Below are 11587 nucleotides of genomic sequence, written 5' to 3' on the forward strand. Positions count from 1 at the left end.
CCGCCAACACCCCAGCCTAATACGCCAAGACCGTTAATCATCGTGGTGTGGGAATCAGTACCGACTAGCGTGTCAGGGTAGGCAACCCGCTCATCGCCCTGCATTTCACTCCATACCGCTTTACCCAGATATTCCAGGTTAACCTGGTGGCAGATCCCAGTACCTGGAGGCACCACGCTAAAATGGCTGAATGCCTGTTGGCCCCAGCGTAAAAAGACATAACGCTCGTGGTTGCGCTCCATTTCGAGGCGTACATTTTCCTCGAAAGCATCGTTATCACCAAAATGATCGACGGTCACTGAGTGGTCGATGACAAGATCAACGGGGGAAAGCGGGTTCACTTTGGCGACATCGCCGCCGAGGCGTTTTACCGCCTCACGCATCGCAGCTAAATCCACGACAGCGGGAACTCCAGTGAAGTCTTGCATCAATACACGTGCGGGGCGATAAGCTATTTCACGATCAGCATGGGCGTTTTTTAGCCAGCCGGCCAAGGCGTGAATATCGTCTTGAGTAACGGAGTTTTCATCCTGCCAGCGCAGCAGGTTTTCGAGCAGAACTTTTAACGACTTGGGTAAACGGGTGATATCCCCAAGTTCCTTTGCAGCCAGCGGCAAACTGTAATAGTGATAGGTTTTATTCAGCGCCTGCAGAGTGTCCTTACTGGCCTCGCGTAGGGTTAACGACATAGCTCCTCCTTAAATTTCTTAGGATAGCGGTATCCCGGATGAAGATCAGGGACAGTATTAAAGATAACACAAAGATGTCGTAACGATTTGATAACAACATGAATGGATAAATCAGAAGGTGTAAAGCGGAAGTAAGAATGAGTTTACACCCCGGTAACAGGCCAGGGTGTTGGGGATTTTTAGTTTGTCAGCATCCAGACCATTTGCGTCCAAAAAACAAACGAAACAGTAAATGCACTTAACCACGACCAATACTTGACGCTACAGTGAATATTCATAGGCTACTCTCACTTTTTGGATAACCACTTTTATGTAAAAACCGGGACTGAATAAAAAATCAGCCAGGTCGAATATTGTTGTCTGTAGTGATTACTTAAAGAGTGAGCGATTAGTCACAATTAATAGAAAAGTGTGATTAACAGCAAGTTAAATATAGGCAAACGAAAACGATAATTATTATTTTTTATGATCGTCTGTTGAGAACAGATCGATGAACTCTTTTTGTTGTTTAGTCAGCTGCCACGATTCTGGAATCTGAACGTCATCAGATTTCGCCTCTTGCGGTGGCTTTTCATCCTGCTGACGCACAGTTTTCTGCGCTTGTATCTGTGACAGGGTTGTCATATTTACCCCCAATAATGCCAGGCTGCTAGCGCAACCACTAGCCAAAACAGGCCTGATACGAGAAACACCGACATCCAGGCTTTACGTTTAAGCCTTGGCTCCCTTTGCGGTTCTTCACTTCCTGAAGGCATTGCTAACCTCATACAATCGGCACCACTTATCATAAAAACTCAAACAATAGGTATAATTAATCAATGACTGGGATTAATCCTAAAGAAACTCTAGTACAAAAGCCAGAGAAATTGCGCCCCTATTGCAGGAAAATAGTTAATCTTTTGACCTAAAATAAATAATTGGAACAGTAAAATTGCAGGGTTGTTATTTATTATCTACTTTTGTTGTTACTTAAGACAGATTAACCACTGACTACCCATGGTTAATTAAATTCAGGCGGGATATAAATTATCAAGATGGGTTGATACATATTCTTAGGTGCAAATAAAAAAGGTATCTTTCCCGATGGAAAAGATACCTGGAGATATTATTTCGCGGGTAACTTAATATCTTTGAACATCGCTTCAATATCTTCGTTAGAGCGCAATGCGACGGCGGTATCGACCACATCACGAGTCAGATGTGGTGCGAAACGCTGAATAAAATCATACATGTAGCTACGCAAGAAGGTACTGCGACGGAAACCAATTTTGGTCGTGCTGTGGCTAAATACGCCCTGCGCTTCGATACGAACCAAGTCTGGGTCAGAGACAGGATCAACCGCCATGCTGGCGATGACACCCACGCCTAACCCAAGACGCACATAAGTTTTGATGACATCGGCATCGGTTGCCGTAAACACGATACGTGGCGTTAATCCAGCATGATTAAATGCAGTGTCTAACTCAGAACGCCCGGTAAAGCCAAAGGTATAAGTGACTAACGGATATTGCGCCAACTCTTCAATGGAGACGGACTCTTTCGACGCGAGCGGATGGTCTGGCGTAACGACAATCGAACGGTTCCAGTGATAGCACGGCAACATCACCAAATCATCGTAAAGATGTAACGCTTCGGTCGCTATCGCAAAATCAGCATTGCCTTTAGACACGGCTTCCGCAATTTGCGTTGGTGAACCCTGATGCATATGCAGCGATACACGCGGATAGCGTTCAATAAACCCTTTAATCACATTTGGTAACGCGTAACGCGCTTGAGTATGTGTCGTGGCAACGTACAAAGAGCCTTTATCAGGCCAGGTGTGCTCACCGGCGACAGACTTAATCGCATCAACTTTAGACAATACTTCGCGGGCAATCCGGATAATCTCTTGCCCGGCTGGCGTCACCTGAGTCAGGTGTTTGCCGCTACGCGCAAAAATCTGAATACCCAGTTCATCTTCCAACATCCGAACCTGTTTACTGATCCCCGGTTGAGAAGTATAAAGCCCTTCTGCCGTCGACGAGACGTTGAGGTTGTGATTCACCACCTCGACGATATAACGAAGTTGCTGTAGTTTCATGGCGTTCCATCCGCAGTAAAAACAGCCCCGACGATAACAACCGCGGGGATGCATACAAGGTGAAGTTCAATCCAGCCACTATATCAGTTATATCATCTATGTATAGTTTGAAAGAAAAAATAATAATCAGGTTATATAAGCAGATATAAAAAAGCCGGAGCATTAGCCCCGGCTTTCAATGTTAAAGAGCGTTACTTCTTCCCTTCAACCCACTTACCATCCACAAAGAATGCAGACCAACCGGTCGCTTTGCCTTCTTTCTCGGAAGAAACATACTGCTGCTTAGTCTTACGGCTAAAGCGCACAACGGCTTTATTACCTTCAGCATCTTGCTGCGGTGCATCAGCCAGATAACGCAGTTTTTCTGGCAGACGGTCACGGAAGCGGTACAGTTCTTCAACCAGTGGTGCGCGTGTTTCGCGAGATTTAGGGAAGGTGTTTGCCGCAAGGAATACACCTGCCGCGCCATCACGCAATACAAAGTAAGCGTCTGACTTCTCACAAGGCAGTTCTGGTAATGGAACCGGATCTTCCTTCGGTGGTGCCACATCGCCATTTCGCAGGATCTTACGGGTGTTTTTACAATCGTCGTTGGTACACGCCATGTACTTACCAAAACGCCCCATTTTCAGGTGCATTTCAGAACCACATTTCTCACATTCAACGATTGGACCGTCATAACCTTTGATGCGGAACTCACCCTCTTCGATCTCGTAGCCATCACAGGTTGGGTTATTACCACAAACATGAAGTTTACGTTTTGGATCAATCAGGTAGCTGTCCATCGCGGTGCCGCATTTAGTACAACGACGTTTCGCACGCAGCGCGTTGGTTTCCGCGTCATCCCCTTCAAGTATGTTGAGGACTTCGTTTTCTGGCACCAGGTTAATGGTGGTTTTGCAGCGCTCTTTGACTGGCAATGCGTAACCGGAGCAACCGAGGAACACGCCGGTACTGGCGGTACGGATACCCATTTGACGGTTACACGTTGGGCAATCGATGCTGGTCAGAACCATTTGGTTTGGACGCATACCGCCTTCTTCTGGATCCAGTTCAGCTTTACCAAGCTGTTCACTGAAATCACTGAAGAAGTTATCCAACACCCCTTTCCACTCGGCCTGATTATTGGCTACCTGGTCAAGGCTGCTTTCCATCTGTGCGGTGAAATCGTAGTTCATCAATTCGCGGAAGTTTTCTTCCAGGCGATCGGTAACAATTTCACCCATTTTTTCAGCATAGAAACGGCGGCTTTCTACCCGCACATAACCACGATCCTGAATGGTGGAAATAATTGATGCGTAAGTAGACGGACGGCCAATGCCACGTTTTTCCAACTCTTTAACCAACGAGGCCTCGCTAAAACGAGCCGGTGGTTTAGTAAAGTGTTGCCCTGGAACGACATCAACAAGCGCCAGTTCATCACCTTGCTCAACAGCAGGCAATGTACGGTCTTCGTCGCCCTTGCGCAGCGCAGGCATGACTTTAGTCCAGCCATCAAAACGCAGCGTACGGCCACGCGTTTTAAGACGGAAATCACCCGCTTGCACCGTTAAGGTGGTGGAATCGTATTGCGCAGGTGTCATTTGACACGCCACAAACTGACGCCAGATTAACTGGTAAAGTTTTTGCGCGTCAGCTTCCATATCTTTGAGCGACTCGGCCGTGATACTCACATCCGAAGGACGAATCGCTTCGTGCGCTTCTTGTGAGTTTTCTTTGCTCGAATACTGGTTTGCGGCAGCTGGAAGATATTTCTTACCGAAACTCTCTTCGATATAGCCACGCACCATGCTCACTGCGTCCTGGCTCAAGTTGGTTGAGTCGGTACGCATGTAAGTAATATGGCCCGCTTCATACAAACGCTGAGCCATCATCATGGTTTTCTTCACACCAAAACCAAGACGGGTACTTGCGGCCTGCTGCAACGTGGAGGTGATAAACGGCGCACCAGGCTTACTGCTGGTTGGCTTATCTTCACGCTCAAGCACGGAATAACTGGCTTTTTCCAGCTCGCTAACCGCAGACATGGTCTGCTCGCGATTAACCGGACGGAACGGTTTGTCTTTATGGTGGCTGACCTGAACTGGCAGACTGTCACCTTTCGGCGTTGTCAGATTCGCATCAACTTCCCAATATTCTTCTGGCACGAACGCTTTAATTTCGCGTTCGCGGTCAACGACCAGACGTACTGCAACAGACTGTACGCGACCGGCAGATAACCCACGGGCAATCTTCTTCCACAGCAGTGGTGACACCATGTAACCCACGACGCGGTCCATAAAACGACGCGCTTGCTGTGCGTTAACACGGTCAATATTCAGTTCGCCGGGCTTTTCAAATGCCTGTTGAATGGCATTTTTAGTAATTTCGTTAAACACCACACGGCTATAGCGTGTGTCATCACCACCGATAACTTCCCGCAGGTGCCATGCAATGGCTTCCCCTTCGCGGTCAAGGTCGGTTGCGAGATAGATATGGTCTGCTTTTTCAGCCAGTGCTTTCAGTTCTGAAACCACTTTTTCTTTACCAGGCAGCACTTCGTATTGTGCTTCCCAGTTGTGCCAGGGATCGACACCCATACGATTTACGAGCGCGCCGCGTTCATCCTTTTTGACCTTTTTGGTCCCTTTGGTGGAGGCGGAGTCAGCGCTCTTCTTGGTGGTTGATCCACTGGTCGGCAAATCACGGATATGACCGACGCTGGATTTAACCACGTAGTCATTGCCGAGATATTTGTTGATCGTTTTGGCTTTTGCCGGGGACTCAACGATGACGAGAGCTTTACCCATATTCACCTTTACCTAATGTAATTCTTCCAGAAAACGTCGCACGTTAGCTACACCTTCCACTGGCGACTCGCTTTTCTATATTGCGACAGCGTCAATGGATATCAACTCTTTTTTCATCACCAGATAGATTGCGCCAACATACGCAGGTGATTGAGATAGCGAGTCTTTCACATCGGTGGTATAGCACGACGGAAGTTTGGTTGAATGTCAAGCAATTCCGTTGCCAGATTTGCGAAAGCGTCACACTGTACCTGATAAAATGAGTTAAGCAACTTTATTAGCATGCAACATCGATTCCCGCCAGAATAGTAAACTGATTAATTCACCCTATGTTTACTCAGGAATATTGCCCTTTGCAGTATAGCGGAAGTACACTACTGCCAGTTTTTAAAGGAGGAAATTATGGAACCGACAACTCAACCTATCGATAAACAATCGCTACTCGTTGAAGCCAATAAAGTCATTCGCGCACATGAAGACTTCATGCACGGTATGGAAGCAACTGACGTAGAGCAAAAAAATGGGGTGATGGTGTTCAAAGGTGAATACTTCCTTGATGAGCAAGGCTTACCCACCGGGAAAAGCACCGCAATTTTTAATATGTTTAAGCATCTTGCGCATGTGTTTGCAGATAAATATCACCTGCAAGATTAATGAAAGAAACGAGGCCAGTTGGCCTCGTTTTCATTTTTGCGATTAATTTATTTACAGTAACGGTTTTTCACCGCGTTGCCACCAGCGCAGCAACAAGTTATCAACGCTATTTGCCGCACTTCCAGTAAATCGATCGACCATTTTTTTGCGACGCGTGTAGTGAACATTAATCACTTCATGATTTTTCATCAGATTAATCAGTAAATCGTCGCTGGTGCTCACCGCATCAATCAGGCCTTTCTCCAGCGCTTGCGTACCGTACCAGTGTTCACCAGTCGCTACGGAATCAATGTCCAGAGAGGGTCTCATGTCATGCACAAACTGCTTAAACAGTAAGTGTGTTTCATTCAGATCTTCACGGAATTTCTCACGCCCCTGTTCGGTGTTTTCACCAAACAGCGTCAGTGTGCGCTTGTATTGCCCTGCTGTATGAAGCTCAACATCTATATCATTACGTTTGAGCAAGCGATGGAAGTTTGGCACCTGCGCCACGACACCAATCGAACCAATAATAGAAAACGGTGCGGCGATGATTTTATCTGCCACGCAGGCCATCATGTAGCCCCCGCTGGCGGCGACTTTATCCACTGCGACCGTCAGACGGACTTTGTTGTCGCGCAGGCGCTGTAATTGTGAAGCCGCAAGCCCATAACCATGTACTACGCCACCAGGGCTTTCCAGGCGCAGCAGAACCTCATCCTCAGGTTTCACCACGGCTAACACTGCGGTTATCTCTTCACGCAGTGAAGTCACTTCGTGAGCGTCCATACTTCCTTTAAAATCCAGCACATAAAGCGTGGGTTTATCAGAAACAACCTTTTCACCCCGTTTAGCCCGTGCTTTAGCCTGTTTTGCTTCGAGTTTGTGTTTTTTCTTTTCAGCTTTATGCCAGATTTTTTGTTGGTGGCTGTCGAGTCTTGCCACCTGCATTTCTTCCTGCATTTCCTGGTATTGTTCACTTAAATTGGTGAGTCGTAATTCCCCACGCTGATGTCTTTTGCGCCCGGCCACATTCACGATAATCGTGACAAGAATGCCAATAGCCGCAACGACAGTGACGATTTTCGCCAAAAAAAGCCCATAATTTGCAATTAGATCCACGCTTTCCGCCTTCCATTCAGAGCATTAAATATCTATCACCCAGTGTAACCGAGCACTGACTCCACGTCTGCAACCCACTATAAATGCTGCGAGGCGCATTCCTGAACGGCTTTAGTTAAATGAAACTTTTGCAAAATGTTAATCAAAGGTATTGTCTCCTGTTGCCTGATTGAAATAACCGGCCCTTTCAGGCATAAAGCCTAAAGGCCAAATAACCCCCTGGCATTTCTGAGAATTAAGACGCGAGCTTTGCATCGCGCGAGGAGTTGGACGTGCACTATCAACCGAAAACTGACTTACTGCAAAATCGCATCATTTTAGTGACCGGTGCCAGTGATGGCATCGGACGAGAAGCCGCCTTAACCTACGCCGGTTACGGGGCAAGTCTTGTGTTATTGGGGCGTAATGAAGAAAAATTACGCACTACCGCTCAGGAGATTAACACCCACGACGGTTGCCAGCCGCATTGGTTCGTGCTGGATTTTGCCACCGCTTCACCTGAAGATTGTCAGCATCTTGCGCAGAAGCTTTCGGGGCTTATACCTCGTCTGGATGGCGTATTACACAATGCAGGGATCCTCGGTGATGTTCGGCCAATGGACGAGCAAGATCCGCAAACATGGCAGAACGTCATGCAGGTCAATGTCAATGTCACCTTCTTCCTGACCCAAGCTTTGCTTCCTTTATTACTAAAGTCAGATTCAGGATCACTGGTGTTTACCAGTTCCAGTGTCGGCCGTCAGGGGCGTGCAGGTTGGGGAGCTTACGCAGTATCAAAATTCGCCACTGAGGGCATGATGCAAGTGCTAGCAGAGGAATATAAGCAGCATAATTTGCGTGTAAATTGCATTAATCCCGGTGGGACACGTACCGCAATGCGCGCCAGTGCATTTCCCTCTGAAGATCCCGAAAAGCTCAAAACACCACGGGATTTGATGCCGCTTTATTTATGGCTAATGGGTGATGATAGTCGCCGTAAAACAGGTATGAGCTTTGACGCGCAACCCAACCGTAAACCAGGAATTTCCGAATGAGTGAAGATCGTTATCAACAACGCCAGCAGCGTCAAAAAGAAAAAGTAGACGCCCGTGTGGCAGCAGCACAAGAAGAACGCGGCATTTTAATTGTCTTTACCGGAAACGGGAAAGGTAAAACCACTGCCGCGTTTGGCACGGCTTCGCGCGCGGTAGGACACGATAAAAAAGTGGGTGTCATCCAGTTTATCAAAGGCCAGTGGCCGAATGGGGAACGTAATTTACTCGAACCCATGGGTGTCGAGTTTCAGGTGATGGCGACCGGTTTTACCTGGGACACGCAAAATCGTGAAACCGATACTGCTGCCTGTATGGAAGTGTGGCAACACGCAAAACGTATGCTCGCAGATAGTTCGCTGGATATGGTTATCCTCGACGAAATCACCTACATGGTGGCCTACGATTATTTATCGCTTGAAGAGGTGCTGGCAGCGCTAACACAACGCCCTGTGAGCCAAACAGTCATTGTGACTGGGCGTGGATGTCATCGGGATATTCTTGAAGTGGCTGATACGGTGAGTGAGTTACGACCGGTAAAGCACGCATTTGATGCGGGTGTCAAAGCGCAAATCGGTATCGATTATTAAAAAAAACCCCTCAGCCGAGGCGAGGGGTTTGATTTTTTAGCTACTGCGTCCACCGCGGCGACCGCCGCCGCCAGTGACTTGAGTATGGCGTTTCACCGCACGGCGAATCTGGTTCGCTTTCATGCGACGACGGTCTTTCTCAACCGCTACCTTACTTTCTGTCTCTTCTGGCAACTCTACCAATTTACGCAGGTAGTTGGTCGGAGCCAGGTCCAGTTCAGTGTAACCGCCACGTGGCAGGCCTTTTGGCAACTGAATGTCACCGTAACGCACGCGAATCAAGCGGCTAACCTGCACACCGACAGCTTCCCAAAGACGGCGCACTTCACGGTTGCGGCCTTCAGTCAGAGTCACGTTGTACCATTGGTTAATGCCTTCACCACCGGTGAACTTAATGGTTTTAAACGCGGCAGGGCCATCTTCAAGTTGAACGCCAAGCCCCAGTTGCTTCACTTTATCTTCATCAACCTGACCGAATACGCGTACGGCGTATTCACGTTCAACTTCATGACTTGGGTGCATCAGGCGGTTTGCCAGTTCACCATCAGTGGTGAAAAGCAACAGGCCACAGGTGTTCACATCCAGACGACCGACCGCAATCCAGCGCGCACCGCGCAGTTTTGGTAAACGGTCAAATACGGTTGGACGCCCTTCAGGGTCATTACGTGTACACAATTCACCTTCTGGTTTGTAATAAGCCAGTACGCGGCAAATTTGTTCTGCGGATTCTTTAATAGAAATCAGGTGACCATCGATACGGATTTTCAGGGCCTGAGTCACTTCAACACGGTCGCCCAGCGTGGCAATTTTGCCATCCACACTAACGCGGCCTGCAGAGATAATGGTTTCGATTTCACGGCGTGAACCGTGGCCGGCGCGAGCCAGGACTTTTTGTAACTTTTCGCTCTTATCGCTCATTGAGCTTCCTCGGGTGTCGCCTTCACAGGCGTCGAATTGGGATAATGGAGCTCATCAGCCCCATTTTAGACCGGACAGTATAGCGGTAGACGCTCTTATAAGAAAGGTTTAGCGTCACCCACACCCTCACGGATAACTACTGGTGCATCATCTGTTAAATCAACAACGGTTGTGGGTTGCTGGCCAAGATAACCGCCGTGGATAACCAAATCGACAACCTTCTCGAGACGGTCTTTAATTTCTTCCGGATCTGACTCCGTAAACTCGCTGCCAGGCAACATCAGGGACGTCGACAACATCGGCTCGTCCAGCACTTCCAGAAGGGCCAGCGCGATTGGGTTGGAGGGTACGCGCAAACCGATGGTTTTACGTTTTTCCTGCAACAAACGACGCGGAACTTCTTTGGTGCCTTTCAGAATAAATGTGTAATTACCTGGCGTGTTATTTTTGATTAAGCGAAACGCCACGTTATCCACAAATGCGTAGGTCGAAAGCTCCGATAAATCTCGACACATCAAGGTAAAATTGTGCCCATCGGGCAATTGACGAATACGACAGATACGCTCCATCGCCGACTTGTCTTCGATTTTACAACCCAACGCATAACCCGAATCGGTTGGGTAAACAATCACACCACCCTTACGCACAATTTCAACCGCTTGGTTAATCAGGCGCTGCTGGGGGTTATCTGGATGAATGTAGAAAAATTGACTCATACTACCCTCTCTTTTGCGACGTGGCCGTCTACTCGTCATACGTCAAGTTGCAGGGGTGTTGGCTGCAACTCGAATGAATTAGAGTATATTATTCCAATTGCGCCAGACAGGTTCTACACCTGCCGGTAGCCAAAGCTTGCGCCCAAGCTCTATCCACGCACACGGCATATGGAAATCTGAGCCCTGCGATGCCAGCAAATTAAACTGCTGGGCATAGCTTGCAAGTTGGGTACGCTCATTTGGAGCTTGCTGACACTGTGAAACTTCCATGGCATCGCCACCACTTTCGGCAAACTGCGCCAGCAATCTTTTCAGCCATTTAGCTGTAAGGTCATAACGGCCTGGATGCGCCAGAACCGCCTGCCCGCCAGAATGATGAATCACATCAATAGCTTGTTCTATTGTACACCACTGTGGCGGAACGTAACCGGTTTTCCCTTTTGCGAGATATTTCTTAAACACGTCAGCCATGGTATTGGCTTTACCGCACTCCACCAGGAAACGTGCGAAATGCCCGCGAGTCACTTCCCCGCCGTTGGCCAGGCGCATCGCCCCTTCCAGCGCACCGGGTATAAGGGCTTTCTCAAGCCGCTCAGCAATTAATGCAGCACGTTGTACACGGCGCTCACTCTGCTGGGCCAGAAATGCCGCGAGTGCCGGATGATGTTCATCAACACCCAGGCCAACGATATGGATTTCATGGTTTTCCCAGAGGGTGGAAATCTCCACTCCGCTGATTAAGCGTAATGGTAACTGGAGGCGCGATATCTCTTCCCTTGCCGCAGCAATTCCGGCTACTGTGTCATGGTCAGTAATTGCTAGGGTACCAACACGCATATCCACAGCACGTTGCACCAGCGCCTCGGGTGTTAGCAGGCCATCTGACGCAGTGGTATGGCTATGTAAGTCGTAAATCACCGCAAGTGTTGGTTCGCTCAAAATGGCTCCGGATGTGCTAATAAAAGAAAAACGCCGCTCATGATAACGATATTCACTGATAACTAAAAATCGCTATTGAC

The 11587-nt window shown here is 48.3% G+C and carries 13 protein-coding genes; 3 read left to right on the plus strand and 10 right to left on the minus strand.

Going from position 1 to position 11587, the window contains the following annotated elements:
• The 6 genes from VJY99_RS03110 to topA all read right to left on the minus strand — a co-directional run.
• On the minus strand, window positions 1–689 hold a 689-nt coding region (locus VJY99_RS03110; RefSeq protein WP_324116228.1), incomplete at its 3' end, for an aconitase family protein.
• Window positions 690–868: 179 nt separating this feature from the next.
• The gene (gene ymiC / locus VJY99_RS03115; RefSeq protein WP_324116230.1) at window positions 869–967 is read right to left on the minus strand and encodes a small membrane protein YmiC; all 99 of its coding nucleotides are present in this window, start codon (window positions 965–967) and stop codon (window positions 869–871) included.
• A 178-nt stretch (window positions 968–1145) separates the two neighbouring features.
• A complete protein-coding gene (locus VJY99_RS03120) occupies window positions 1146–1313 on the minus strand; it encodes a hypothetical protein (RefSeq protein ID WP_324116232.1) in 168 nt (55 codons plus the stop codon).
• Window positions 1314–1315: 2 nt separating this feature from the next.
• Complete coding sequence (locus VJY99_RS03125) at window positions 1316–1477, minus strand: YmiA family putative membrane protein (RefSeq protein ID WP_414641566.1); 162 nt, start codon at window positions 1475–1477, stop codon at window positions 1316–1318.
• A gap of 317 nt (window positions 1478–1794) precedes the next feature.
• Window positions 1795–2769 (minus strand): HTH-type transcriptional regulator CysB, encoded by a 975-nt coding sequence (cysB, locus tag VJY99_RS03130; protein ID WP_324116234.1) that lies wholly within the window; start codon window positions 2767–2769, stop codon window positions 1795–1797.
• A gap of 191 nt (window positions 2770–2960) precedes the next feature.
• Window positions 2961–5558 carry a type I DNA topoisomerase gene (gene topA, locus VJY99_RS03135; protein ID WP_324116236.1) on the minus strand — a complete coding sequence of 866 codons (2598 nt, stop codon included), beginning with the start codon at window positions 5556–5558 and terminating at the stop codon, window positions 2961–2963.
• Between the two features lie 402 nt (window positions 5559–5960).
• On the opposite strand from topA, the gene VJY99_RS03140 reads away from it, so the two are divergent.
• Complete coding sequence (locus VJY99_RS03140; RefSeq protein WP_324116238.1) at window positions 5961–6212, plus strand: YciN family protein; 252 nt, start codon at window positions 5961–5963, stop codon at window positions 6210–6212.
• Between the two features lie 51 nt (window positions 6213–6263).
• Here the strand turns inward: VJY99_RS03140 and sohB are convergent, their stop codons facing one another.
• Window positions 6264–7313 (minus strand): protease SohB, encoded by a 1050-nt coding sequence (sohB, locus tag VJY99_RS03145; RefSeq protein WP_324116240.1) that lies wholly within the window; start codon window positions 7311–7313, stop codon window positions 6264–6266.
• A 272-nt stretch (window positions 7314–7585) separates the two neighbouring features.
• Here sohB and VJY99_RS03150 point away from each other — a divergent pair, with 272 nt between their 5' ends.
• A complete protein-coding gene (locus VJY99_RS03150; RefSeq protein ID WP_324116242.1) occupies window positions 7586–8347 on the plus strand; it encodes a YciK family oxidoreductase in 762 nt (253 codons plus the stop codon).
• Window positions 8344–8934 (plus strand): cob(I)yrinic acid a,c-diamide adenosyltransferase, encoded by a 591-nt coding sequence (gene cobO / locus VJY99_RS03155; protein WP_324116244.1) that lies wholly within the window; start codon window positions 8344–8346, stop codon window positions 8932–8934. Before VJY99_RS03150 ends, cobO begins: the two co-directional genes overlap by 4 nt.
• A 36-nt stretch (window positions 8935–8970) precedes the next feature.
• Here cobO and rluB read toward each other — a convergent pair whose 3' ends face one another.
• From rluB to rnm, 3 genes are all read right to left on the minus strand, one after another.
• The gene (gene rluB / locus VJY99_RS03160) at window positions 8971–9852 is read right to left on the minus strand and encodes a 23S rRNA pseudouridine(2605) synthase RluB (RefSeq protein WP_324116246.1); all 882 of its coding nucleotides are present in this window, start codon (window positions 9850–9852) and stop codon (window positions 8971–8973) included.
• Between the two features lie 95 nt (window positions 9853–9947).
• Complete coding sequence (locus tag VJY99_RS03165) at window positions 9948–10568, minus strand: L-threonylcarbamoyladenylate synthase (protein WP_324116248.1); 621 nt, start codon at window positions 10566–10568, stop codon at window positions 9948–9950.
• Between the two features lie 78 nt (window positions 10569–10646).
• Window positions 10647–11528, minus strand: a complete 882-nt coding sequence (rnm, locus tag VJY99_RS03170) for an RNase RNM (protein ID WP_414641567.1) — start codon at window positions 11526–11528, stop codon at window positions 10647–10649.
• Window positions 11529–11587 lie beyond the last annotated feature (59 nt).

The organism is Buttiauxella sp., from assembly GCF_035271705.1.
Classification (GTDB): Bacteria; Pseudomonadota; Gammaproteobacteria; order Enterobacterales; family Enterobacteriaceae; genus Buttiauxella.

Coding starts and splice junctions, on each gene's coding strand:
- ymiC (WP_324116230.1), bottom strand. CDS start 967: ATGAATATTCACTGTAGCGTCAAGTATTGGTCGTGGTTAAGTGCATTT.
- VJY99_RS03120 (WP_324116232.1), bottom strand. CDS start 1,313: ATGACAACCCTGTCACAGATACAAGCGCAGAAAACTGTGCGTCAGCAG.
- VJY99_RS03125 (WP_414641566.1), bottom strand. CDS start 1,477: ATGATAAGTGGTGCCGATTGTATGAGGTTAGCAATGCCTTCAGGAAGT.
- cysB (WP_324116234.1), bottom strand. CDS start 2,769: ATGAAACTACAGCAACTTCGTTATATCGTCGAGGTGGTGAATCACAAC.
- topA (WP_324116236.1), bottom strand. CDS start 5,558: ATGGGTAAAGCTCTCGTCATCGTTGAGTCCCCGGCAAAAGCCAAAACG.
- VJY99_RS03140 (WP_324116238.1), top strand. CDS start 5,961: ATGGAACCGACAACTCAACCTATCGATAAACAATCGCTACTCGTTGAA.
- cobO (WP_324116244.1), top strand. CDS start 8,344: ATGAGTGAAGATCGTTATCAACAACGCCAGCAGCGTCAAAAAGAAAAA.
- rluB (WP_324116246.1), bottom strand. CDS start 9,852: ATGAGCGATAAGAGCGAAAAGTTACAAAAAGTCCTGGCTCGCGCCGGC.
- VJY99_RS03165 (WP_324116248.1), bottom strand. CDS start 10,568: ATGAGTCAATTTTTCTACATTCATCCAGATAACCCCCAGCAGCGCCTG.